The sequence below is a fragment of the Brachybacterium vulturis genome (assembly GCF_002407185.1).
Taxonomy (GTDB): Bacteria; Actinomycetota; Actinomycetes; order Actinomycetales; family Dermabacteraceae; genus Brachybacterium; species Brachybacterium vulturis.
The window spans coordinates 3,142,037-3,166,285 of the sequence record NZ_CP023563.1; the positions used below are offsets into that span (position 1 = coordinate 3,142,037).

A 24,249-nucleotide genomic window follows, 5' to 3' on the forward strand; every position below is an offset into this window, starting at 1 on the left:
TCAGCGTCCTTCGTCCATGTCGTCGGCGTCTCCGCGCGCCGTGTGCGCATCCCGCAGTGCATCCCGCAGTCGGAGGCGGTCATCGAACGGCTGGACGATACCGCCGATCTGCTGCCCGGTCTCGGCGCCCTTGCCCGCGACCAGGATGGTGTCGGACACGTCCGCCAGATACGCGGCCAGGGCGATCGCTTCTCCGCGCCCACCCACCTCGTGGACCTGCGCGTTCGTGCGGTCAGGGATGCCGTCGAGCACCTCGCGACGGATCGCTGCCGGATCCTCAGTGCGCGGGTTGTCGTCCGTGACGATCACCACGTCCGCGAGGCGTGCTGCGACCTCCCCCATGCGGGGGCGCTTGCCGCGGTCGCGGTCGCCGCCGGCGCCCATGACCACGAGGACGCGGCGGGTCCCGGGGACCCCGCGGAGGGTGGAGAGCGTCTGTTCGAGGGCGTCGGGGGTGTGGGAGTAGTCGACGATGCCGCGGATCGGGTCGAGGGCCACGGGCTCCATCCGCCCGGGGACCGTCCCGGCCCGGCCGAGCGCCTCGGCGACCTCCTCGCCGGTGTGTCCGATCGCGGCCAGCAGCAGCTCGGCGGCCAGGGTGTTGGCGACGTAGTGGCGTCCGGGCAGTGCCGCCTGCAGGGTGCGGGCACCCTCCGGGCCCTCGACCTCGAAGGTGGAGCCGTAGCCCTGGGGACGATGAGGGCCGGCCCGGTGGTCGGCCTCGACGTCGGCCCGGGTGGTGAAGGTCGTCACCGGGATCTGCGCCTCGCGGGCCAGCCGGCGACCCCATTCGTCGTCCACGCAGACGATGCCCCGCCGTGCGTGCGCAGGGGTGAACAGCAGCCGCTTGGCCTGGAAGTAGTTCTCCATCGTGCCGTGGAAGTCGAGGTGATCCTGGGTGAGGTTGGTGAAGCAGGCGACGTCGTAGACGACCTCGTCCGCGCGGTGCAGGACCAGGGCGTGGCTGGAGACCTCCATGGAGACCACCTCGACGTCGTCCTCGACCATCCGCGCCAGCAGTCCGTGCAGCTCAGGAGCCTCGGGAGTGGTGCGGACGGTGCCGATCGCGTGGTCCGCACCGCGCGCGTCGCGGTAGCTGGTGCCGCTGGTGCCGATCGCCCCGGCCGGGACCGCGAGCTCGAGCAGGGTGCGGGTGATCGCGGTGGTGATGGAGGTCTTGCCGTTGGTGCCGGTCACGCCGATGGTGGCCAGGCGATCGGCGGGTCTGCCCTGGACCACGGCCGCCGCGGTCGCGGTGGCGGTGCGCGGGTCCTCGACCACGAGCACGGGCAGTCCCGCGGCCTCGCAGCGCTCACGACCTGCGGGGTCGGTGAGCGCCATCGAGGCGCCGAGACCGGCGGCCTGCGCGGCGAACTGCGCACCATGGGCATGGGCGCCGGGCAGCGCGCACCAGAGATCACCGGGCTCCACGGAGCGCGAATCGAGCGTGACGCCGAGCAGCATGCGCTCGGCTGCCCCGCCGGCCACGTCGGGCACGGGGGCGCCGAGCAGGTGGGCGAGGTCCGCCGCGCTCGCCCCGCGGGCACGCCGCGGACGCGCCGGTTCGGGGACGGGTTCGGTCATCGAGGTCATCATGCGCTCACCATTCGTTCTCGAGCTCACGACCGGGCACGCCGGTCGGGGCGATGCCCTGGTTCTGGAGCGCGAAGGTGGTCAGCTCGGAGAAGGCGGGGGCCGCGGCGCGGCTGCCGGAGATGAAGGAGCTCAGCCCGAAGACGAACACGCCCACCACCAGATCGGGGTCGTCCGCGGGGGCGAAGCCGATGAAGGAGGCGGTGTAGGTGCCGTCGCCGACCTGGGCGGTGCCGGTCTTGCCGGCGACCGCGTAGCCGTCCACCGCGGCGGAGGACGTCTCCTCGTCCACCGAGTTGTCCATCAGCGCGCGCATGGTCGCGGCGGTCTCGCCGGAGACGACGCGCGTGCTCTGCGGCTCGCCGAGCGGTCGCACGGAGCCGTCATCCTGCTGGATGCCCTTGATCAGGGAGGGCTGGACCCGCACGCCGTCGTTGGCGAAGGTGCCGACGGCGGTGACCATCTGCAGAGCGTTGACGCTGTATCCCTGGCCGAAGGCGGTCGTGTAGCGGGTGCGCCCCTGCCACTCCTCGACCGGATGGACGACCCCGGCGGACTCGCCCGGCAGCTCCACCCCGGTCTTCGTCCCCAGGCCGAAGGCCTTGAGGTAGTCGTAGCGCACCTCGGGCGTGAGGGTCTCGGCGATCTGCACGGTGCCGACGTTCGAGCTGTACCTGAGCACGCCGGCGAGGGTGAGGCGCTGGTCCGGGTGCTGATGCGAATCCTTGACGCGGTGGCCGTCGAACCACATCTCATAGGGGATCTCGTACTGCGACTCGGCAGTGACCGTCCCCTCCTCGATCGCGGCGGCGAGGGTGAACAGCTTCCCGGTGGAGCCGGGCTCGAACACGTTGGAGATCGAGCGGTTGCCGAGGTCCTCGGGCGCGAAGGCGCCGGGCGTGTTGGGGTCGAAGCTGGGGTGCTCGGCGAGGGCGAGCACCTCACCGGTGTGCGCGTTGTAGACGACGGCGCTGCCCCCGGTGGCGCCCCACGTCTCGACGGCGCCGGCGACGATCTGCTGCGCCTTCCACTGCAGATCCCGGTCGATGGTGAGCACCACGTCCTCGCCGTCGACCGCCGGGGTGGTCTCCTGCCTCCCGGTGGGGATGATCTGGCCCTGCGCTCCGCGCTCGTAGGTGGTCTTGCCGTCGGTGCCGCTGAGCTCGTCGTCGAACGAGAGCTCGGTGCCGGCCAGCGCGGCGCCGTCGGCGCCGACGAATCCCAGGATGTTCCCGCCGACGGAGCCGGCCGGGTAGATCCGCTCCGCCACCCGATCCGCACCGATGCCGGGGATGCGCAGCGAGAGCGCGGCATCTCGCACCTCGGGCTCGATGCTCTTGCGCAGATAGGAGAACCCGGCGTCGCCGGTGAGCGCCTCCTCGGTCTTCGAGACGCTCCAGCCGAGGACCGGGGCGAGATCCTGCGCGGCCGCCTTCACCCCGGTGACCTCGGCGGTCTTCGAGTTCTCGAGGTATCCGTCGACCTGGAGCTGGTTGACCCACAGGTCGTAGCGCTCGACGGAGCTGGCCAGGGTGGTGCCGTGGCGGTCGGTGATGTCGCCGCGGAGGGCGGGGATGGTGCGGGTGACGGTGCGCTGGGCGATCGCCTCCTCGGCACGGGCGCTCGCATCCAGGCCCTGCACCCAGATCAGGCGTCCGGACAGTGCGAGGACGGCCACCAGGATCACGCTGATGAGCAGCCGATGCCGGGTGGAGGGGTCGCCGACCCTCGCCGGCGGGATGAGGGCTCGTCCCGTGCCACCGGAGCGGGGCTTGCGAGCACCGCCCGTGCTGCGGGTGGTGGTCCGCCTGCTGCTGTGCGGTGGCGTCATCCTCAGGCCCCTTCGTTGCCCATGCCGTGGTAGGCGGTGGGCTCGTCATAGATCTGCGCCGGCGGCACGGCGACCCTCTCGGGCACCTGCGTCAGCTCCGGAGTGGCACCAGTCTGCGCCGCCGGGGACGTCTCCCCGATGATCTCGCCCGTGTCGAGGTCGATATATGCCGGATCCGACACCGGGACCATGCCGATCTCACGCGCCTGGCGTGCGAGCTCCTGCGGCGTGCCCAGGCGCTCATCGGTCTCGGCGAGCGCCTGGCTCTCCTCGGTGAGCCGCTGGGACTGACCCTGCAGCCGGGTGATCTCGTAGCTCGTGTCCGACATCTGGATGTTGAGGTAGAGCAGTGCGGCGAGGGTCGCCACGACGATCAGCGTGCACAGCATGGTGAACGGCATCGAGCTGCCCGCGGTCCTGGGCGTGGTGACGACCGTCAGCCCGGGTCGCGCAGCGGAGGAGCGCCGGGTCCCTCGAACCGGGCGGATCGCGGGTGCATGAACGGCAGACGTGCTGGCCATCTCAGTGTGCTCCCTGGTCGGGTCGGGTGCGGGTCAGGGCACGCAGCCGGACGGAGGCTGCGCGGGAGTTGGTGGCGCGCTCGGCGTCGTCGGCCTGGAGGGCGCCGCGCACGAGCGGGGAGAAGGTGGGCTTGTGCTCCTCCAGCTCGACCGGGAACCCGGGTGGCGCGGAGGAGCGGGTGCGACGGGTGAACGCCGTCTTGACCAGCCGGTCCTCGCCGGAGTGGTAGGACTCCACGACGATGCGGCCGTCGAGGTGGAGACAGTCGAGGGCGGACTCGACCGCCGAGGCGAGGATCTCGAGCTCCTCGTTCACGGCGATCCGCAGCGCCTGGAAGGTGCGCTTGGCCGGATGCCCCCCGCTGGCCTTGGAGGCCGCCGGGATCGCTCGTTCCAGGAGCTCGACGAGCTGGCCGCTGCGGGTCAGCGGCGCCTCCTGGCGCTGCTCGACGAGACGGCGCGCGATCCGTTTCGCGAAGCGCTCGTCGCCGAGGTCGCGCAGGATGCGGGCGATCTCCGCCTCCGGCAGGTCCCGCAGCAGGTCCGCGGCCGTGGGCCCGTCGGACGACGGGTCCATCCGCATGTCCAGCGGCGCGTCGACGGCATAGGAGAAGCCGCGGTCCGTGGTGTCGATCTGGAAGCTGGACAGACCCAGGTCCATCATCACGCCGTGCGCGCCGGGCAGTCCGAGATCCGCGAGCACCTCGGGGATCTGGTCGTAGGTGGCATGCACCAGCGTGGCCCGCTCCCCCACCCCGTCGCGGTCCAGCCGCTCCCGTGCGAGGACGAGCGCCTGGGGGTCGCGGTCGATGCCGACCAGTCGCGCGCCCGGCGCGGCCCGGAGCACGGCGGAGGCGTGGCCCCCCATCCCGACCGTGGCGTCGAGGTGGATCGCTCCCGGCTCCTGCAGCGCTGGGGCGAGGAGCTGGACCGAGGTGTCCAGGAGGACGGGGACGTGCCGGTCCTCTGCTGACCGGCCGCTCTGCGTCTGATCCATGTCACCCCTCCCCTGGGTCGGTGCTGCCGTGCTGTCTGTGGTGGTCCGGGTCCTGCACCTGCCCGGCTCCGCGAACTCTCCGCGATGCCGTCCTGCCAGATTCCTCGTCGTTCCCGACCCGCCACCGGGGAAGTTGCGTCGGGGCGGGAACGACGAGAGGTCTCACAGGACGGAGATCCTTCGGGCCGAGCTCAGAACAGGCCGGGGATCACCTCCTCGGAGGTCTCCGCGAAGCCCTCCTCCTTCTGCTCGAGGTAGGTCTCCCAGGCCGGGAGCGACCAGATCTCGAGCCGGTCCAGAGCACCGATGACGGCGCATTCCCGGTCCAGGTCCGCGTAGCCGCGCAGATGGCCCGGGATGGTGATGCGGCCCTGCTTGTCCGGGATGACGTCCTCCGCGCCGGAGAGCAGCACCCGCAGGTAGTCACGGATGCGCTTGTCGGTGGTGGGCGCCCGACGGGCGTCCTCGAGCTTCTGGCGGAACTCCATGAGCGGATACACGGCGATGCAGTGCTCCTGTCCACGTGTCATGACCAGTCCCGAGGCGAGCTCGTCGCGGAACTTCGCCGGGAAGATCAGGCGGCCCTTCTCATCGAGCTTGGGCGTGAAGGTGCCGAGAAACATCAGCGCCCTCCTTCACCTGCCGCGACTCGCGATCCGGACTCCCTCTCCTCCCAACGCACTCCACTTTACCCCACTACCCCCCACCACTGGACCCAGAAACCCCAGAATCGTGCCCTCGACGCGATAACGCACCAGGTCAGAGAGGTGGTGTGAGGTGGGGGGAAATTCCCGTCGGGCATGTCTCCCAGGGAGCTCCAGCTCCGTCCCCCACTGCCCTCACGCCAGCTTCGCAGCATCGCGGTCGACAGAACCGCAGGCCAGAGCGCCCCCGGCGGGGATGCTGAGAGGCAGGGAGCGAGGTGGAGGGGCGGGGAGAGCCGCGGTGGAGGAATGTGGGGAGTCGCGGGGAGGACGCGCGGCGGCGAGCTCTGTCACCCCACCGGAGTCGCCCCTGCCGGAGTCACCGCTGCCGGAGTCGCCCCTGCCGGAGCGTCGACCGATCGGTCACCTGCCGGCTGCGGACATGACGATGCCCCGGCGCAGAGCCGGGGCATCGTGGTCCGTCAGTGCGGTCGTGCCGCATCGCCGTGGCGGGCGATCAGGAGCGGGGGTCGTCTCCTGCCCGCTTCTCCCAGCGCTCCTCCATCTTGCGCATGAAGGTGCCGCCGTCGTCCCCGCCGGGAGCGGCGGGACCGGATCCTCCGCCGCCTCCGTCGCCGTCGGCGGTGCCCTTGCCCTCCGAGGAGCTGCCGGATCCCGTGACCGCGTAGACCGCACCGGCGAGCATGCCGATGAAGGCGATCACGCCCAGCCAGATCGCCGGGAGGCTCACCGCCAGCACGAGGACGATGAGTCCCACGACGACGGCGCTCAGGCCGATGAGGATCCGACGCCCGCTGCGTCGCGGCGGCGTCTTCGGTGCGAAAGCTCGTGCGAGGCGCGGATCATCAGCGAAGAGCTGACGCTCCATCTCGTCGAGCATCCTCTGCTCGTGTTCAGACAGCGGCATGATCCCGCTCCTTGTCCCCGTCCTCTCGCGCCGGTCGGCGCACATCCACCGAACGAGGAACCTGGCCCTCATCGGTGGTGCCTCCAGTTTAGATCCTGTTCCTGGATTATGTGAACAGTCACGGTACGGCATCACACGGGGTCACTGCTGCGCCCTCATCGACCGCCGCGCTCTCGGGGGTGCGGCCCGTCCTCGGCGGGGTGCCCCGGCGAGGACGCAGCGGGATCCGGGACGGGGTCCGCCGGGCCTCGCTGCGCGCCGTCGGCGGCGGAGAGCGTCGATCCCCGGCCCAGGCTGTGCGTGCCGAAGCGCTCGAGCGCCCGATCCATCGCGGCCTCCAGGTCCTGCCAGCCCGCTGCCCGGGCGGTGAGCTCCGATTGCACGGGCGTGCCGGCGGCCGGCTCCAGATGCGAGGCACGCACTCCGACCAGTCGCACACGGCGCATCCTGGAGCGCTCCCGCTCCCACAGCGAGACCACCTGTTCGCGGAGCCGCTCACCGCTGGAGGTGGGCTGATCCCACGTCGAGGAGCGGGTGATGGTGGTGCCGTCCGGGGCGCGGAGCTTGAGCACGACGGTCCGTGTCACGAAGTCTCCGCGGCGCAGCTGCCGGGCGACATCGTCCGCCATCTGCGTGATGCACCGCCGCACCTCTGCGGGGTCGGTGAGGTCCTCGTCCCAGGTCCGCTCGGTCCCCAGCGACTTGTCCCGGGTGCGGTGTCCCAGCCCGGTGCGGTCGCTGCCGTCGGCGAGCGCCAGGATCTCCGGCGCCCGGGGGCCCACGGCCCGCGCCAATGCGGAGCGGGGGATCTCCCGCAGCTGGCCGATGGTGCGCACGCCGATCCGGTCGAGCGCCTCCTGCGCCTTGGGACCGATGCCGGAGATCACGGAGACGGGCAACGGGGCGAGGAACTCGGCGGTGCGGGCGGCGGGGACGATGAGCAGCCCATCGGGCTTGGCTCGGGCGGAGGCGATCTTCGCCACGGCACGGGAGACGGAGCCCCCGACCGAGCTCGGCAGGCCGAGCTCCTCCCGGATCCGGCGTCGCAGCAGGTCGGCGATCTGCTCCGGGGCGCCGAACAGCCGACGCGCGCCGCGCACGTCGAGGAAGGCCTCGTCGACGCTGATCTGCTCGATGTCGGCGACCACGTCGCCGAGCAGCTCCATCACGCGGGCGGAGATCCGACGGTAGTGCTCGATCCGCGGTGGGACGATGACGAGATCCGGCGCCAGTCGCCGCGCCGAGGCCATCGGCATCGCGGAGCGGATGCCACGGGTCCGTGCGGGATAGCTGGCCGCGGCGACCACACCGCGCGCACCGGCACCGCCCACCACCACGGGCAGGCCCCGCAGCCGGGGGTCGTCACGCACCTCGACGGAGGCGAAGAAGGCATCCATGTCCAGGTGCAGGATGCCGGGGATCTCCTGCGTCGACCCCGCATCACCGCACTCGTCCATCGGCACCTCCCTCGTGGGAGATCCTACCCGGGTCGCCGCCCTCCTTCCCGCCGCGATCAGCCGACGTCGGCGAGCTCGGTGACGTGGCTGGGAAGGTCCTCGAGCAGACGCTGCGCGACCGTTTCGAGATGTGCACCGGTCCCCTCGAGGTGACGGTGCAGCAGCACCGGATCGGGCAGGGAGGCCCCCTCCCGATCCAGTCGTGCCCTCTCGGCCACCAGCGGGTCCAGCTGCTCCGCCCGCTCGGCGTCCTGCCCGCCGAGACGCTCGAGCGCGGTCCACACGTTCAGCGGCAGCGCCCGGCGCCGCTCTCGGTTGGCGCGGGAGACCAGCACCCCGGCTCCTCGCAGTGCGGCGCGATGGATCAGCTCGAAGGCCGCGCGCGGATCCGCCTCCAGCTGGGATCGGCCCTGGCGCAGCAGCTCCCGGGCGCGTTCGAGGTCCGCCTGATCCTGATCCAGGCGAGCCAGGCGCAGACGCAGGGCGCGGGTGCCGGCGCTGACCGGTCTCGCGGCTCCTCCTGGGCGGGACATGGTGCGCGTCATCGTTCTCCTCCTCCGTGGGCACGGGGCGCTCTCTGCGCGGATTCGATGACGGGAACGCTATGCGCGGGGGCCGACAGACGAAGAGGGTCCACGGACGTGGTGGACGAGCACGGGATGGGGAGGAGCAATCGCCGCCCCCGGCGGTCTCACGGATCTCCGCGGTGTCCGTGCTGCCGGTGGTCTCCTAGAGTGGGGCGATGCCCCGCCGCGATCGCTCGCGCCGCGCTGCCTTCACGCATCTCGGCCCCCTGGACACCTCGATCCCCGTCTCCACCGGGACCGCACGCCTGACCCTGGAGAACGACGGCTCGGTGCTGCTGGACGTCAACGGGGTCCCCTCCTCCCATCTGCATCCCGATCCCGAGCACCTGGTGTTCGAGTACATGCGCTGGATGCTGCTGGTGATCGACCGCCACCTCGCAGAGCTCCCGGCACCGGAGGGCTCGGGCACCACGGTCACACCGGGCGGCACCCCGACCTCCGCGCCCCAGCTCGCGCACCTGGGCGGGGGCGGCTGCTCGCTGCCACGGGCGATCGTCGCCCGCCATCCGCGCACCCGGCAGACCGTGGTGGAGATCGACGAGCTGCTCGCCCAGCAGGTGCGGGACTGGTTCGACCTTCCCCGTTCACCACAGCTGAGACTGCGCACCGAGGACGCGCTCAGCGCCCTCGCCTCCTGGCGCGAGGATCGGTTCGACGTCCTGGTCAGGGACGTCTTCAGCGGGATGGTCACGCCTGCGGAGCTCACCACGTCGGAGGCGGCCGCCCACGCCGACCGGGTGCTGCGCGAGGGCGGGATCTATCTGGCCAACTGCGCGGCGCCGCCGGGCAGCGGCCTGATGGCGGACGAGGTCGCCACCCTGTCCGCCGTCTTCCCGCACGTCGGCGTCATCGCCGAGCCCGCCCATCTCTCGGGCAAGCGGCGGGGGAACTGCGTCCTGCTCGCCTCCCGGCGCCCGCTCCCCGAGGGCATCGACCGCGACCTGCGTTCTGATGCGGTCTCGGTGCGTCTGGCGAGCCGGCCCCAGGTCGAGGCGCTCGCCCGTGCCGGACGCGTGCTGCGGTCACGCTGAGATCAACGGGTGAGATCACCCGGTGAGATCACCCGGTGAGCGCGAGCGGCCCGGACGACGACGGACCGGGCAGGAGCGCATTGCTCCTGCCCGGTCCGTGATGTTGACGGAGGTGCCGTCGATCAGACGGGGCGAACCTGCTCGGCCTGAGGCCCCTTGTCGCCCTGGCTGACCTCGAACTCCACGCGCTGACCCTCGTCGAGGGCGCGGTAGCCGTCCATGTCGATCTTGCTGTGATGCACGAAGACGTCTGCGCCGCCTCCGTCGATCTCGATGAATCCGTAGCCCTTTTCGGCGTTGAACCACTTGACCGAGCCCTGTGCCATACCTGTCACCTTCTGTGTCGTCCTTCATCGATCGCACGACGCGATCGCGGTGCCGCGTGAAGCCGTCCCCCGCCGGAGCGGGTGGCGTCAGGTGCAAGCCGTACTGCTGTGCCGAGGCACCGTCGTCGGACTGTCCTGCCGGACCTGCATCACCGCAACGACTCCATTCTGTCATGACCGTGGCCCGGTTCACACGGAGTTGATCACGACCGGATCACGAAGAGGTAACGAACTGCGGTCGATCGGGGCCCTCACGGCCGCGGACCGCTCCGCACCGGCGCTCACAGCGACGGGGGATCCTCCGGGGAGTCGCTGTCGTGATCGGCGAGGAAGCGCTCGAAGTGCTCGCCGATCTCGTCGGCCGTCGGGAGGTCCATCGTGGTCGCCAGCGGCGAGGAGTCCTCGCTCTCGCCCAGCGAGTCGTACTGCTCCTCGAGTGCGCCGACGATCTGACGCACCTCCCCGTTCTGCTCGAGGGACCCCTGCAGCGCCACCGTGGCGGCATCGGTGAGGTCTCCGAGGTGGACCAGCGGGAGGTCGAGCCCGGCCGCCTCGCTGACCCGCCGCAGCAGTGCCAGCGCGCCGGCCGGGAAGTCGGTCCGAGCCAGGTAGTGCGGGATCTGGGCGGCATAGCCCATCGCGGGGTGACCGGCCCGGCCCAGCCGGTGCTCGAGCAGAGTGCTGAAGGCCGCCGGGATCACCAGCTCCGGGGTCCCCTCCTCCCCGAGGTCGGGAGTGGTCCCGGGGGCCGGCGTCGCCCCGGCGCCCGGACGGCCCAGCAGGGAGGGGTCGTTGGCATGCGCGAACAGACCGATCGGGCGGGTGTGGGGCACGGCCATGGGCACCCCCTGCATGCCGACCACTCGTTCGACGTCGAAGTACTCCACGAGATCGATCAGGGCCTCGGCCAGGCGGCGCCACTGCAGGTCCGGCTCCGGGCCGTCGAGGAAGAGGAAGGGCCGGTCCTGCTCGTCGTACATCAGCGAGAGCGTGAGCTCGGGGACCTCCACCTCCACGAAGGAGGTGCCGTCGAAGGTCGCGTGCGGGCGGGCACCGCGATAGTCGAGCAGCTCATCGGTGTCGAAGGAGACCAGGCGCAGGTGGCGCAGCTCGTCCCGCAGATAGGTGGCGGCGATGCGGCAGGCGTTGCCGGCATCGACCATCCCCGGCAGAGCATGCACCAGCGTGAGCCCGGAGCGCGGAACGGCCTCCAGGACCTCGGTCGACTCGAACCGATACAGATCGCGAGGGTCTCGCATCGTGGCTCCTCCCTCGCGGCCGATTGGACGTGGATCACCTGATGGCGCGCGCACCCAGGCCCGTCCACCATAATGGACCACCGTGCTTCGCCGATCCGGGGTCCGCCGGAGACGGGCACCGCTAGAGGACGCACAGGGTGAGAGGCAGGGCCGTGGACGACGCTGAGGAACAGATCGCCCGGGAGATCGCACGTGAACAGACGTACGCCGACCGTCTCTACCGACGGCTGGACGAGCTGATCGCCCAGATCGAGCACAATCTCGACACGATCCAGGGATCACAGCACGCCTCGACCCACCAGAACCGCTCCGAGCGCGATTCCTTCATGGCGCTGTACGAGGACCGACTCGCGCTGCTGCGCTCCGTGTCCCGGAGCCTGGTCTTCGGCCGTCTCGACATGGATGATGCGGCCCGCCACTACATCGGCCGCATCGGCCTGTTCACCTCCGAGCGGGAGCAGCTGCTGGTGGACTGGCGCGCCCCCGCCGCGGCCGCGTTCTACCGAGCCACCAGCACCGACCGGCTCTCGGTCCGGCTGCGGCGACACCTGATCAACCGGGGCCGCACCGTGTCCGGCCTCGAGGACGACGTCCTGGACCCCTCCGTGCTCGCGGATCCCGACCACGATGTCGTGCTCCAGGGCGAGGGTGCGCTGCTCGCCGCCGTCTCCGGGAAGCGCACCGGCCGGATGGGCGACATCGTGGCCACCATCCAGGCCGAGCAGGACCGCATCATCCGCTCCGAGAACCGCGGCGTGCTGGTGGTCCAGGGAGGGCCCGGCACCGGCAAGACCGCCGTCGCCCTGCACCGGGCGGCGTACCTGCTCTACACCCACCGTCGGCGGCTGGAGCACACCGGCGTGCTGATCATGGCCCCCACCCCGGGCTTCCTGCGCTACATCGAGCGAGTGCTGCCGAGCCTCGGCGAATCCGGAGTCGTGATGCTCACGCCCGGCGAGCTGTTCCCCGGGGTCCAGACCTTCCTGCATGACCAGGACGCCACCGCCCGCCTCAAGGGCGATGCCGCCATGGCCGAGCTCCTCGGCCGAGCGGTCAGGCAGCGTCAGGTGATCCCGCAGGCCGAGGTCGAGCTGCGCATCGACGGCACCCCGATCACCCTCACGCCGGACGCGGTCCGCTCTGCCCGGCGCGAGGCCCGAGCGTCCCACAAGCCCCACAACGCCGCCCGTGCGGTCTTCGTCCGTGCAGCGATGGACCGCCTGGTGGAGAGCTACGAGAAGTCCCTGCGCAGACAGGGCCACACCGTCATCCCCGAGGATCGCCCGGACCTGCTCTCGGATCTGCGCCACGATCCCGAGGTCAAGCGCCAGCTGAACCTGGCCTGGCTCCCCTACACCCCGCAGGGCTTCCTGCGGATCCTGTTCTCCCGTCCCGAGCGGCTGCGGGAGGCCGCCCCACGGTCGCTGGCGGCTCAGGTGGACCTGCTGGTCCGCCCCAAGGACTCCCCCTGGACGGTCGAGGACGTCCCGCTGCTGGACGAGGTCGCCGAGCTGCTCGGCGAGGACGATGCGCCGAGCGAGGCCCGGGCCCGGGACGATGCCGAGCGCCGACGGTCGGAGGTCGAGTACGCCCGCAAGGTGATCGAGAACATCGACACCTCGGGGATCATCCGTGCCGAGGACCTCGCCGACCAGGTCAGCCACATCCGCGACGGCCGGACCCTGGCCGAGCGCGCCTCCTCGGAGCGGAGCTGGACCTACGGGCACGTGGTGGTCGACGAGGCGCAGGAGCACTCCCCCATGAGCTGGCGGGCCCTGATGCGACGGGCGCCCACGAAATCGTTCACGGTGGTGGGCGACGTCGCCCAGACCTCCTCCGCCGGCGGCACCGACTCCTGGGCCGCCGCGCTCTCCCCCTACATCCAGGATCGACTCCAGGTCGAGCACCTCACGGTCAACTACCGCACGCCGAGCCGGATCATGGATCGCGCGGTGGCGATGGCGCAGGCCCACGAGCTGCCGGTGACGCCGGTGAGCTCCGTGCGCGAGGGCGACCGGGGCCCGCTGATCGAGCGGGTCCCAGCCACCGGGCTCGCCGCAGCCACCGCCGAGGCGGTGGTGGCGGTGCACGGGCAGCGACTGGGACGGATCGCCGTGATCGCGGCGCAGGAGCGGCTCGACACCCTCGTCGGCGCCCTGCGCGCCCGCAGGTCGCTGCCGGTCATCGGTGCGGGCTCGGCGGGCGTGGACGACGAGATCGCGGTGATGACCGCTCAGGATGCCAAAGGCCTCGAGTTCGACGCCGTGGTGATCGTCGAGCCGGCGGAGCTGATCGACGCCCACGGCGCCGGGGACCTGTACGTGGCGATGAGCCGCTCCACCCAGCATCTCGGCATGGTCCACGCCCGGGAGCTGCCTGCCGGCATCGCGGAGTGAGTGCGGTGGGGCGAGTGCGGCGGGGCGAGTGCGGCGGCCGCCTCCCCGGACCGCGATCGGCGGCCGTGGCTTCCCCTCCACGACCGCCGATCAGTTGTGCGCTGCATGAGCGCACGAGGCATATCTTATGCACATCCGCCGGTGCCCCCGCACCGCATCCGAGATGTGGCAAGATTCCGCCCGCATCACGTGCCATCGGACACGTCCCGCGCTGTGGCGGACGGCCTCAGACGCTCGACTCCGCTGCCGGGTCCCCGTCCTGCGGCATCTCCGCGCGCAGCCGTGCGATCGCCGCCTCGAAGTCCTCGAGCGATTCGAAGCCCCGGTAGACGCTCGCGAAGCGCAGATAGGCGACCAGGTCGAGCTCCTGGAGCGGCTGCAGGATCGAGAGGCCGACCTGATCGCCGGCGATCTCCGCGAGGCCGCTGGAGCGGATGCTCTCCTCCACCCGCTGGGCGAGCATCGCCAGCTGGTCATCGCTGACGGGACGCCCCTGACAGGCCTTGCGCACCCCGGAGATCACCTTGGCTCGGCTGAACGGCTCGCTGACCCCGGAGCGCTTGAGCACGGAGAGGGAGGCGGTCTCCGACGTCGAGAAGCGTCGGGAGCAGTGGGGGCACTGTCGCCGACGACGGATCGTCGCGCCGTCGTCGGACGTGCGGGAGTCGACGACGCGGGAGTCGGGATGGCGGCAGAACGGGCAGTGCATCCGCCCAGAATACCGGCCCCCGACCGGCTCAGCGGGCCGCATCCTCCAGGAACGGCAGCTCGATCTCCTGACCGGCCGTGACGCGGCCGGTGGGCAGCTGGTTGTGCACGCGCACCTCGGTGATGAACTCCTGTGCGCTCACGCCCTCCGGCGCGTACTGCTCGGCGAAGCCCCACAGGGTGTCGCCGGCCTCGACGGTGATCGTCACGGGCTGCTCGCTTTCGGTGCCCGCCAGTGCGGGCAGGTCCACCGACAGCAGCACGGCACCGGCGACGAGCAGGCCGAGGACGAAGGCGAGCGCGGTGATCAGCAGGCGCCCGCGACGGGTCGGCTCGAGTCGAACGCGCGCTCGAGGAGCGACGTCGTGACGAGACGTGACCCGCGACGGGATGGGAAGGACCGTGGCGATATCGGTACGCATATCCGAACTCCTGTTCGATCGAATGTCTGTGCGACTGTAACCCGGGCAGCTCGCGACACGCAACAGAAACCTCGAACACATGTTTGGCTTCCGGGGTGCACCGCTCTACCCTGGGTGACAGGACAACGGAACCGCACGGGTCCGACAGACGACGCCAGGAGGCCGCACGATGACGCCGAGCACCCCCCAGCCGATCCCGCTGCGCGACGACGCTCCGGCGGATGAGCGCACCGCGGGCCTCACGCGTCGTCAGCGGCTGATCCTGGAGACGATCAACGAGGCGGTGGCCGCGCACGGCTACCCGCCCACCATGCGCGAGATCGGTGACGCGGTCGGGCTGACCTCCTCCTCATCGGTCGCCCATCAGCTGCAGTCGCTCGAGCGCAAGGGGTTCCTGCGTCGCGACCCCAAGCGACCGCGTGCGATGGAGGTGGTGATGCCCGACGCGGACGACGCCCCGGCTCCGCCGTCCTCCGCGCCGGAGCCCGAGATCATCCCGAACTCCGTGGCCGTCCCCCTGGTGGGACGGATCGCCGCCGGAGTCCCGATCACTGCCGAGGAGCACGTCGAGGACGTCTTCACCCTCCCCCAACGACTGGTGGGTGACGGTGACCTGTTCCTGCTCCAGGTGGTCGGGGACTCGATGATCGACGCCGCCATCTGCGACGGCGACTGGGTGGTCGTGCGGTCGCAGAGCACCGCGGAGAAGGGCGAGATCGTGGCCGCGATGATCGACGGCGAGGCGACGGTGAAGACCTTCGTGCAGCGCGACGACCACGTCTGGCTGATGCCCCACAACCCGGCCTTCGCCCCGATCCTCGGCGATCACGCCGAGATCCTCGGCAAGGTCGTGGCGGTGCTGCGGGCGGTCTGAGCAGCCCTGGCCGCCCTCCGGACGGAGTGGCCCAGCGCTCCGTCGTCCGCGAGGTCAGCCGTCCGCGAGACGGCGCAGCGCCGCCAGGGCGATCTCCGGGTCCGCGGTCGGCCACAGCGGCGGCATCGACTCCCGCAGGAAGCTCCCGTAGCGCGCCGTCGCCAGGCGCGGATCCAGCACCGCGACCATGCCGCGATCCTCGTCGGAGCGGATCAGGCGCCCGGCACCCTGGGCGAGCAGCAGTGCGGCGTGCTGTGCCGAGATCGTCATGAAACCGTTGCCGCCATGGCGCCCGATCCGCTCCTGCCGCGCCGCGGTCAACGGATCATCCGGGCGGGGGAACGGGATCCGGTCGATGGTGACCAGCCGCAGCGACCGTCCCGAGACGTCCACGCCCTGCCACAGGGTGAGGGTGCCGAAGAGGCTCGCGTCCTCGTCCTCGCGGAAGGTCCGCACCAGATTCGCCATCGAGTCCTCGCCCTGTACGGCGATCGTCAGATCCAACCGGGCGCGCACGTGCTCGGCCGCGAGCTCCGCGCCGCGGCGTGAGGAGAACAGGCACAGCGCTCCGCCCCGGGAAGCCTCCACCAGCTCGGTGAGGTGATCCAGCATCGCCGGGGAGGGCCCGTCCCGGCCCGGCTGCGGCAGATGCCGCGCGGTGTAGAGGATGCCCTGGCGCCGGTACTCGAAGGGGCTGCCCACATCGAGCCCGGCCCATGCGCTCGTCTCCGCCCGCGGCGGCAGCTCGTCCTCGGCGACCCGATCCCGGCGGGCCAGGCCCACCTCCCCGGCCGCCGGCTCGAAGCGGCCGCCGAGCGCGAGGGTCGCGGAGGTGAGCACCGCGGTGCGCTCCTCGAGGATCGCCCCGCGCATGGCCGCCGCGACGCTGAGCGGCGCGACCTGGATGCTGGAGCGTCCCGTGGCCGGGGAATGCGAGATCGAGACCACGTCATCCTCGCCCGGAGAGGCGAGCCGTTCGCAGACGTCGATGATCTCCTGCAGGTTCGCCCGGACGGTCTTGCGGGCCCCCGCGGAGGTGTCGTCGCCGGCGTCCTTCGCCTCGGAGTGCGCCGTGCGCGCCTCGACCCGCAGCTGGGTGACCGCGTCGTCGAGACGCTCGGGCAGCTCGCCGATGACCCGCCCGTCGGGAGCGAGCTCGAGGGACTCGCGCAGCTCCTCGGAGGCGTCCTCCAGAGCGGTCCCGGCCACGCCGAGCCCGCGGAGGTCGCGGACGGTGCCACGCAGCATGCCCGGCGTCAGCACATCGGTGACGGCGCTGGTGACACGGGTGGAAAGGTCGTGAGCCTCGTCGAAGACGACCACGTCGTGGTCGGGGATGATGCCGTGGTTGTCGAAGGCGTCGATGGCGAGCAGCGCATGATTGGTCACCACCACGTCGACCTCCCGGGCCAGTTCCCGGCTGCGTTCGGCGAAGCAGTCCTCCACCATCGGACAGCTGCTGCCGATGCACTGGGTGCCGGTGACCGAGACCTGGCGCCATGCGCGGTCGGAGACGGCGTCCTCGAGGGAGTCGCGATCTCCGCTGTCGGTCTCCTCGGCCCATTCGCGCAGGCGTCGCACCTGCTGCCCCAGCCGCTCCCCACCACCGCGCGCAGGATCCGCCGAGGCCTCCGCGAACAGCGCGCCGGGTTCGATATCGACCGGGTAGCCGCCGGCGATCTTGTGCTTGCACAGGTAGTTCGCCCGGCCCTTGAGGAGCGCGAAGGTGGGGGTGCGGGGCAGATGCGGGGCGAGCGCCTCGACCAGACGCGGCAGATCCTTGCGGACGATCTGGGTCTGCAGCGCGATGGTGGCGGTGGAGACGACCACCGGTCGGCCGCTGACCAGGGCGTGGCGCATGGCCGGGACGAGATAGGCGAGCGACTTGCCGGTGCCGGTGCCGGCCTGCACCAGCAGGTGCCGACCTCCGGACATGGCCAGGTCCACTGCCTCCGCCATCGTCTGCTGGCCCTCGCGGGAGGCCCCGCCGATCGCCGTCACCGCAGCATCCATCAGGGTGGACAGCGGGATGTCCCCCGCCGTGGGAGCGACGGGGTGGGTGGACGGAGCGGTCATCCGCTCAGGGTATCCGCGCCGCGGCCGCGCACCGCTCAGGACGCGCTGCGCAGCTCGGCGGCGAGGGCCTCGTCCACCCGGGCACGGAGGTGCGTGCCCTCCATCAGGTGCTCCTCGGCGAGCACCTCGCCGGTGGTGTGGACCCGGGAGATCAGGTCCCCGCGGGAGTAGGGCACCACCAGGTCCACCTCGACGGCGGGACGGGGCAGCCGCTCGGCGATCAGATCGCGCAGCTCCTGGAGCCCCAGGCCGGTGCGTGCGGAGACCACGACGCTCTCCTCGACCTGGCTCCGGATCCTGGCGATGGTCTCGGGCTCGGCGAGGTCGGCCTTGTTCAGCACCACGATCTCGGGCACGTCGAAGCCCTCGAGCTCGCCGAGCACCGTGCGCACCGCGGTGATCTGACCCTCCGGATCGGGATGGGAGACATCGACCACGTGCAGCAGCAGGTCGGAGTCCCCGACCTCCTCGAGGGTGGAGCGGAAGGCCTCGACCAGCTGCGTGGGCAGGTGTCGCACGAAGCCGACGGTGTCCGCGTAGGTGAACTCCCGGCCGTCCGGCGTGCTCGAGCGCCGCACGGTCGGGTCCAGGGTCGCGAACAGCGCGTTCTCGACCAGCACCCCGGCACCGGTGAGCCGGTTCAGCACGGAGGACTTCCCCGCGTTGGTGTAGCCCGCGATCGCGACGGCCGGGATCTTGTGGCGCTTGCGGTCCGCACGCTGGGCGTCGCGGCCCGGGGCCATCGCGGAGATCTCGCGGCGCAGCTTGGCCATGCGGTCGCGGATCCGCCGACGGTCCAGCTCGATCTTCGTCTCGCCCGGTCCGCGCGACCCCATGCCGGCGCCGGCGCCGCCCACCTGGCCACCGGCCTGACGCGACATCGACTCGCCCCAGCCGCGCAGTCGCGGCAGCAGGTATTCGAGCTGAGCGAGCTCCACCTGCGCCTTGCCCTCGCGGGACTTCGCATGCTGGGCGAAGATGTCCAGGATCAGCGCGGTGCGGTCGATGACCTTGACCTTGACGATGTCCTCGAGGGCGCGGCGCTGGCCGGGTGCCAGCTCGCCATCGGCGATCACGGTGTCCGCACCGCTGGCGGCGACCATCTCGGCGAGCTCTGCGGCCTTGCCCTTGCCGAGGAAGGTCGCCGGGTCCGGATGCGCACGGCGCTGCAGGACCCCGTCGAGCACCTCGGAGCCGGCCGTCTCCGCCAGTGCGGCGAGCTCGAGCAGGCTGGTCTCGGCCTGCTCGGCATTGCCGGACGTGAACAGACCGGCGAGGACCACGCGCTCCAGGCGGAGCTGGCGGTACTCGACCTCGGTGACGTCCTCGAGCTCGGTGGACAGACCCGCGACACGTCGCAGCGCCTGCCGGTCGGCCAGGTCGTACTGCTCGCCGTCGGCCTCGGAGCCGTAGGTGGCCGCCGCGAGGGAGGCGTCGCCGCGGGCGAGGATCCGTGCGGTCAGCGGGTCGCGGGCAGGTGCGGGTCGGTCCGCACTGCTCGAGTGCTCCACGGCCCCGGTTCCTTCCGCGCTGGTCCCGTCGACGTCGGCGTCGGAGGCGGGTTCGGGATGGAAAGCGATGGGCACGGTCGGGGCACTCCTCGGGTGGGGGATACGAAGGTCTCCAGAATCCCACGTCCCGGCCCGGGGGTCGAGGGATTTTGCGCTGGGCGGAGCGGAGCGCACTCACGCGATGGCCGCGCCGGCCCCGGAGCGCCCGCGGGCTCCGTATCCTGCTCGGGTGGACGAGCACTACTTCACCCCCTCCCCCGCGACCGACGACCGCCGCTTCCCGTTGCGGGTGCGCCTGGCCGGTCGTGACCTCGACCTGGTCTCGAGCGCCTCCGTGTTCAGCGGACGCGGCCTGGACAAGGCCACCGCGGTGCTGCTGGACCGTCTCGACGAGATCACCGTCCCGCCGCCCGGGGCGACGATCGTGGACCTCGGCTGCGGCTGGGGTCCGATCGCCCTGACCGCCGCGCTGCTGCATCCGGGCTCGCAGGTGTGGGCGGTCGACGTCAGCGAACGTGCACGGGAGCTCACGGCGGAGAACGCCCGGCGAGCGGGGCTGACCAATGTGCGGGTCCTCGCGCCGCAGGAGGTGCCGGAGACTCTCGCACCGGAGGCGATCTGGTCGAACCCACCGATCCGCATCGGGAAGGAGGCACTGCATGCACTGCTGCAGGAGTGGACCGCGCGACTGGCCCCACAGGGCACCGCGGCGCTCGTGGTCGGCAGGAACCTGGGAGCCGATCCGCTGGCCCGCTGGCTCGGCGAGCAGCTGCCCGACCGTCCGGTCGCGAAGGTCGCCAGCGCGAAGGGGTTCCGGGTGATCGAGGTCGGGCCCGCCGGCTGAATGCCCGCGCCCCGGCCCCGGTCAGCGGGTGCTCATACCAGGGTGGTCCCGTCCGCCACCAGCTGGGCCGGCCCGGTGAGCAGCACCTCCCCCTCCGCGGACCAGCCCACCTGCAGCCTCCCGCCCGGCACGTCGACGGTCCACGGCGCGCGCGAATCGTCCCCGGCGCGCCGCGCCGCAGCGACCGCGACAGCGGCCACCCCGGTCCCGCAGGAGCGGGTCTCCCCCACCCCGCGCTCGTGCACCCGCATCGCCACGTGCCGGGGACCTCGCTCGCTGACCAGCTCGATGTTCGCCCCGTCGGCGGGTTCGGGGTCCAGGGCCGGGCGCCGGGTCAGGTCGAGCTGCTCCAGCACGATCCCCTCCGGGAGGAAGGCGACGGCATGGGGGTTGCCCATGTCGACATCCGTCGCGGGCAGGCGCTGCCCGGCGATCTCGACGAGACGGGCCTCGGGCGTGCTGCGGGAGGCGCCCATGCCCACGCGGACGCTCCACGGCCGGCCCGGGCTGGTGGGGCGATCGAGGATCTCGACGGTGCGCACTCCGGCACGGGTGAGGATCGCGAAGCGCGCGTCGGCGACGTGTCCCGCGCGCTGGAGGTGCGCGGCGAGCACCCGCACCCCGTTGCCGCACATCTCGGCGATCGAACCGTCGGCGTTGCGGTAGTCCATGAACCACTCCGGGGCGTCGGGTGGGGCATCGATCCCGGCGCTGCGGGAGCGGACTGCGCGGATCACGCCGTCCCCGCCGATGCCGGCGCGGCGATCGGTGAGCCCGGCGACGGCGGCCGCGTCGAGCGTGAGGAGGCCCTCGGGGTCATCCAGCACCACGAAGTCGTTCTCGGTGCCGTGCCCCTTGGTGAAGTCGATGCGCTCGCTCATGGCACCGAGCCTACGACGGGGGCGCGCTGCTCATCGCGGCCGCGGCCGCGATCTGCGCCAGCGCCCGCTCGACGAGCCCCGCACCGGCGTCGGCCGGGAGCCAGCGGACCCTCTGGTCGCGGCGGAACCAGGTGTCCTGCTTGCGCACCAGGCGCCGGGTGCCGGCGATCGTGTCCTCGATCGCCTGCTCACAGCTCAGGGTGCCGTCGAGCACCGCGAGCCCCTGCTCGTAGCCGATCGCCCGGCGCGCGGTGCGCCCCTCGTCCAGACCCCGCGCCCGCAGGGTGCGGATCTCCTCGAGCAGGCCCTGCTCGACCATCCGGTGCACGCGCGCCCGGATCCGCTCGTGCAGCAGCGGACGGTCCAGGCGCAGTCCCAGCTGCACCGTGGAGGGGTCGTGGTGGTGGGGTCGGGGAAGGAAGGCCGTGAAGGGGCGCCCGGTGAGCTCCCCCACCTCGAGCGCGCGCACGATGCGGCGGGTGTCGTGGGACCCGATGGTGCGTGCGGCCTCGGGGTCGGTGTCCCTGAGCTGTCGGTGCAGGGCCTCGGCGCCCTCCCTCTGGGCCCGCTCCTCGAGGCGGGCGCGGACCTCGGGGTCCGTCGGCGGGAACTCGATCTCGTCGAGGGCGGCGCGGACGTACAGCCCGGAGCCGCCCACCAGGATCGGGACCCGGCCCCGGGAGCGGATCCCGGCCACCGCGGCGCGGGCGTCCCGCTGGAAGGCGGAGACGCTCGCCTCCTCGGTCACCTCCAGCACGTCCAGCAGGTGGTGGGCGATGCCGCGACGCTCCTGCGCGGTGACCTTGGCGGTGCCGATGTCCATCCCCCGGTACAGCTGCAGTGCGTCGGCGTTGACGACCTCGCCGCCCAGTCGTTCGGCCAGATCGATCGCGAGGTCGGACTTGCCGGTGGCGGTCGCGCCCACCACCGCCACCAGCGGCACGGTCGCGCCCGTCGCGGCGGCGGCGGGCGGTGCGGCGGGGGCGTCCATGGCAGGCATGGTAGCGGCGTCCCCGCCGGCGCGGATCGGCCCGGCCGGCGGAGCGTCAGCGGGATCACGACGGCCGCGGCGGCCGTTCCGAGGCCGAGGGAGTAGGGTGATCGGCGATCCGAGCCCTCGGATCGCCATGGACCCCTGTACCGAACGCCCGAGGTGGGAAGTGACTGCACCGAACGAGTCCCCTGTTCAGCTGGGCAAGGACTCGGCCGACGAGTTGGCCCCTCTGTCCCTGTCGAGGGTCGAGGAGAGCCTCACGCGGCATGGCTACGCCTTCGTCGAGGACGAGGAGCACCCGGAGATCCTGCGCGCTCGTTTCGACGACTACCGCTTCCAGTTCATGATCTCCGGCGACGAGCACGGCGTGCTCCAGACCCGCGGCCGCTGGAGCCACTCGGTGGATGTCTCCCGCAAGGTCGAGATGGTCAAGCTCTGCAACGAGTGGAACATGAACCGGATCTGGCCGAAGGTCTACGTGCGCCGCGAATCCGAGGGGCTGCTGGGCGTCTACGGCGAGCTCGCCGCGGATTACCGCGCCGGTGCGCTGGATTCCCAGATCGACAATGCGATCACCTGCGGGCTGAGCACCGTGATCGCCTTCTTCCACAGCCTCGAGGAGCGCCTCGGCGCGGAGCTGGACGATCTCGACAGCTGAGGACCCGCGACCGGGACCCCGTGCCCGGCTCGACCCCGACTGCCCCGCCCGGCAGCCCCGCCTCGTCCCGGAGGTGGGGCCGCAGAGCTCTGCGGGAGGTCCCGGTTCAGCGCGGACGCAGCCCCGGCATCCCCAGCGTGATCGGTCCGCCGGTCCCTGCGCCGCCGGTGCCGCAGGAGCCGCCGACGTCCGGCCCCGGCTCGCCCGCCTCCCAGGCATCGCCGGAGCGGGTGCGCCGCACCGAGAAGCGTTCACCGCCGGGGCGGCCCGCACCGGCCGGCTCCAGCGCGCTGTCGGCGATCAGGTAGTGCGGGGCGGCATGGGTGACGGTTGCCGTCACCAGGTCGCCGGGGCGCGGGCGCTCCGTCCCGGTGATCCCCTCGGGCAGCGAGAAATGGACCAGTCGGTGGTCGCGGGCCCGGCCCGAGAGGCGGTCGGTGCGCGCATCCCGCGTGCCCTCCCCCTCGGCGACCAGGATCTCGACCGCCCTGCCCTCGAGGGCGAGGTTCTCCTCATGGGTGATGCGGTCCTGGAGCGCGGTCAGGCGCTCGAAGCGCTCCTGCACGATCTCCTTGGGCAGCTGGCCCTCCATCGTCGCCGCCGGGGTGCCGGGCCGGATCGAGTACTGGAAGGTGAAGGCGCTGGCGAAGCGGGAGGCCTCGACGACCTCGAGCGTCCGCTGGAAGTCGTCCTCGGTCTCCCCCGGGAAGCCGACGATGATGTCGGTGGTGATCGCCGCCTCCGGGATCCGCTCCCGGACCCGGTCCAGGATGCCCAGGAACTTTCGGGACCGGTAGGAGCGCTTCATCCGGCGCAGCACGTCGTCGCTGCCTGACTGCAGCGGCATGTGCAGCTGCGGCATCACGTTCGGGGTCTCCGCCATCGCGTCGATGACATCGTCGGTGAACATCGCCGGGTGCGGGGAGGTGAAGCGCACCCGCTCCAGGCCGTCGATCTCACCGCAGGCCCGCAGCAGCTTCGCGAAGGCGCCGCGGTCCCCGAACTCCACACCGTAGGAGTTCACGTTCTGCCCCAGCAGTGTGACCTCGAGGGCCCCGGAGTCGACGACGTCCCGCACCTCGGCGAGGACCTCCCCGGGACGGCGGTCCTTCTCCTTGCCTCGCAGCGAGGGCACGATGCAGAAGGTGCAGGTGTTGTTGCAGCCCACCGAGATGGAGACCCAGGCGGCGTAGGCGGAGTCGCGCCGGGTGGGCAGGGTGGAGGGGAACACCTCGAGGGATTCCAGGATCTCGACCTGGGCCTCGGCGTTGTGCCGCGAGCGGTCCAGCAGCACCGGGAGCGAGCCGAGGTTGTGGGTGCCGAAGACGACGTCCACCCAGGGTGCGCGCTCGACGATGGTGTCCCGGTCCTTCTGGGCGAGGCAGCCGCCGACGGCGATCTGCATGCCGGGATTGGCGTCCTTGCCGGGCCGCAGAGAGCCGAGGGTGCCGTACAGCTTCTTGGCCGCGTTCTCCCGCACCGCACAGGTGTTGAACACGATGACGTCGACCTCGCCCCGGCGGGCGTCGGACTCCGCGGGAGCGGCGACGTAGCCGGAGTCCTCGAGCATGCCGGTGAGGCGCTCGGAATCGTGGACGTTCATCTGGCAGCCGAAGGTGCGCACCTGGTAGGTGCCGCGGGGTCGGGGAGCGGCGCCGTCGATGGGGGAATCCGGCGCCGGGTGCGGGGCGAGCGAGCTGAAGGACATAGT

The 24,249-nt window shown here is 71.7% G+C and carries 22 protein-coding genes; 5 read left to right on the top strand and 17 right to left on the bottom strand.

From position 1 onward, the window contains the following. The 8 genes from CFK38_RS14100 to CFK38_RS14135 form a co-directional block, all read right to left on the bottom strand. Positions 1-1,584, bottom strand: a complete 1,584-nt coding sequence (locus tag CFK38_RS14100; protein ID WP_218192315.1) for a UDP-N-acetylmuramoyl-L-alanyl-D-glutamate--2,6-diaminopimelate ligase — start codon at positions 1,582-1,584, stop codon at positions 1-3. A gap of 16 nt (positions 1,585-1,600) precedes the next feature. Then, positions 1,601-3,424 carry a peptidoglycan D,D-transpeptidase FtsI family protein gene (locus tag CFK38_RS14105; RefSeq protein ID WP_096803636.1) on the bottom strand — a complete coding sequence of 608 codons (1,824 nt, stop codon included), beginning with the start codon at positions 3,422-3,424 and terminating at the stop codon, positions 1,601-1,603. 2 nt (positions 3,425-3,426) lie between these two features. Beyond that, positions 3,427-3,825, bottom strand: a complete 399-nt coding sequence (ftsL, locus tag CFK38_RS14110) for a cell division protein FtsL (protein ID WP_245851085.1) — start codon at positions 3,823-3,825, stop codon at positions 3,427-3,429. Between the two features lie 121 nt (positions 3,826-3,946). Beyond that, a complete protein-coding gene (gene rsmH, locus CFK38_RS14115; protein ID WP_096803638.1) occupies positions 3,947-4,942 on the bottom strand; it encodes a 16S rRNA (cytosine(1402)-N(4))-methyltransferase RsmH in 996 nt (331 codons plus the stop codon). 191 nt (positions 4,943-5,133) lie between these two features. Continuing rightward, entirely contained in the window at positions 5,134-5,565 is a 432-nt protein-coding gene (gene mraZ, locus CFK38_RS14120) for a division/cell wall cluster transcriptional repressor MraZ (RefSeq protein ID WP_096803639.1), read from the bottom strand. A gap of 538 nt (positions 5,566-6,103) precedes the next feature. Continuing rightward, positions 6,104-6,514: a DUF3040 domain-containing protein gene (locus CFK38_RS14125; protein WP_096803640.1), complete on the bottom strand. Its 411-nt coding sequence runs from the start codon at positions 6,512-6,514 to the stop codon at positions 6,104-6,106. A 155-nt stretch (positions 6,515-6,669) separates the two neighbouring features. Beyond that, a complete protein-coding gene (gene dinB / locus CFK38_RS14130) occupies positions 6,670-7,971 on the bottom strand; it encodes a DNA polymerase IV (RefSeq protein WP_096803641.1) in 1,302 nt (433 codons plus the stop codon). 56 nt (positions 7,972-8,027) lie between these two features. Further along, positions 8,028-8,516 carry a hypothetical protein gene (locus tag CFK38_RS14135; RefSeq protein WP_096803642.1) on the bottom strand — a complete coding sequence of 163 codons (489 nt, stop codon included), beginning with the start codon at positions 8,514-8,516 and terminating at the stop codon, positions 8,028-8,030. 197 nt (positions 8,517-8,713) lie between these two features. Here CFK38_RS14135 and CFK38_RS14140 point away from each other — a divergent pair, with 197 nt between their 5' ends. Further along, entirely contained in the window at positions 8,714-9,589 is an 876-nt protein-coding gene (locus CFK38_RS14140; RefSeq protein WP_096803643.1) for a spermidine synthase, read from the top strand. 122 nt (positions 9,590-9,711) lie between these two features. Here the strand turns inward: CFK38_RS14140 and CFK38_RS14145 are convergent, their stop codons facing one another. Both CFK38_RS14145 and CFK38_RS14150 read right to left on the bottom strand, forming a co-directional pair. Then, positions 9,712-9,915, bottom strand: coding sequence for a cold-shock protein (locus CFK38_RS14145; protein WP_096799793.1), 204 nt, complete (start codon positions 9,913-9,915; stop codon positions 9,712-9,714). Between the two features lie 281 nt (positions 9,916-10,196). Continuing rightward, positions 10,197-11,174, bottom strand: coding sequence for a proteasome assembly chaperone family protein (locus CFK38_RS14150; RefSeq protein ID WP_096803644.1), 978 nt, complete (start codon positions 11,172-11,174; stop codon positions 10,197-10,199). A 152-nt stretch (positions 11,175-11,326) separates the two neighbouring features. Between CFK38_RS14150 and CFK38_RS14155 the strand changes: the two genes are divergently transcribed. Continuing rightward, on the top strand, positions 11,327-13,570 hold the full coding sequence (locus CFK38_RS14155; protein WP_096803645.1) for a HelD family protein: 2,244 nt from the start codon (positions 11,327-11,329) through the stop codon (positions 13,568-13,570). Between the two features lie 226 nt (positions 13,571-13,796). On the opposite strand, the gene nrdR is transcribed toward CFK38_RS14155, so the two are convergent. After that, positions 13,797-14,279 carry a transcriptional regulator NrdR gene (gene nrdR / locus CFK38_RS14160; RefSeq protein WP_096803646.1) on the bottom strand — a complete coding sequence of 161 codons (483 nt, stop codon included), beginning with the start codon at positions 14,277-14,279 and terminating at the stop codon, positions 13,797-13,799. 28 nt (positions 14,280-14,307) lie between these two features. After that, entirely contained in the window at positions 14,308-14,700 is a 393-nt protein-coding gene (locus tag CFK38_RS14165; RefSeq protein WP_096803647.1) for a LysM peptidoglycan-binding domain-containing protein, read from the bottom strand. Between the two features lie 169 nt (positions 14,701-14,869). Here CFK38_RS14165 and lexA point away from each other — a divergent pair, with 169 nt between their 5' ends. Continuing rightward, entirely contained in the window at positions 14,870-15,574 is a 705-nt protein-coding gene (lexA, locus tag CFK38_RS14170; RefSeq protein ID WP_096803648.1) for a transcriptional repressor LexA, read from the top strand. 54 nt (positions 15,575-15,628) lie between these two features. On the opposite strand, the gene CFK38_RS14175 is transcribed toward lexA, so the two are convergent. Beyond that, positions 15,629-17,650 (bottom strand): ATP-dependent DNA helicase, encoded by a 2,022-nt coding sequence (locus CFK38_RS14175; protein ID WP_096803649.1) that lies wholly within the window; start codon positions 17,648-17,650, stop codon positions 15,629-15,631. Between the two features lie 35 nt (positions 17,651-17,685). Then, a complete protein-coding gene (gene hflX / locus CFK38_RS14180; RefSeq protein WP_096803650.1) occupies positions 17,686-19,236 on the bottom strand; it encodes a GTPase HflX in 1,551 nt (516 codons plus the stop codon). 154 nt (positions 19,237-19,390) lie between these two features. On the opposite strand from hflX, the gene CFK38_RS14185 reads away from it, so the two are divergent. Continuing rightward, entirely contained in the window at positions 19,391-20,005 is a 615-nt protein-coding gene (locus CFK38_RS14185; protein ID WP_096803651.1) for a class I SAM-dependent methyltransferase, read from the top strand. Positions 20,006-20,037: 32 nt separating this feature from the next. Here the strand turns inward: CFK38_RS14185 and dapF are convergent, their stop codons facing one another. Beyond that, entirely contained in the window at positions 20,038-20,886 is an 849-nt protein-coding gene (gene dapF / locus CFK38_RS14190; protein WP_096803652.1) for a diaminopimelate epimerase, read from the bottom strand. 10 nt (positions 20,887-20,896) lie between these two features. Then, positions 20,897-21,877, bottom strand: a complete 981-nt coding sequence (gene miaA, locus CFK38_RS14195; protein WP_096803653.1) for a tRNA (adenosine(37)-N6)-dimethylallyltransferase MiaA — start codon at positions 21,875-21,877, stop codon at positions 20,897-20,899. A 169-nt stretch (positions 21,878-22,046) separates the two neighbouring features. Here miaA and CFK38_RS14200 point away from each other — a divergent pair, with 169 nt between their 5' ends. Then, on the top strand, positions 22,047-22,538 hold the full coding sequence (locus CFK38_RS14200; protein WP_245851087.1) for a YbjN domain-containing protein: 492 nt from the start codon (positions 22,047-22,049) through the stop codon (positions 22,536-22,538). Between the two features lie 106 nt (positions 22,539-22,644). Here CFK38_RS14200 and miaB read toward each other — a convergent pair whose 3' ends face one another. Further along, positions 22,645-24,246: a tRNA (N6-isopentenyl adenosine(37)-C2)-methylthiotransferase MiaB gene (gene miaB, locus CFK38_RS14205; protein WP_096803654.1), complete on the bottom strand. Its 1,602-nt coding sequence runs from the start codon at positions 24,244-24,246 to the stop codon at positions 22,645-22,647. Positions 24,247-24,249 lie beyond the last annotated feature (3 nt).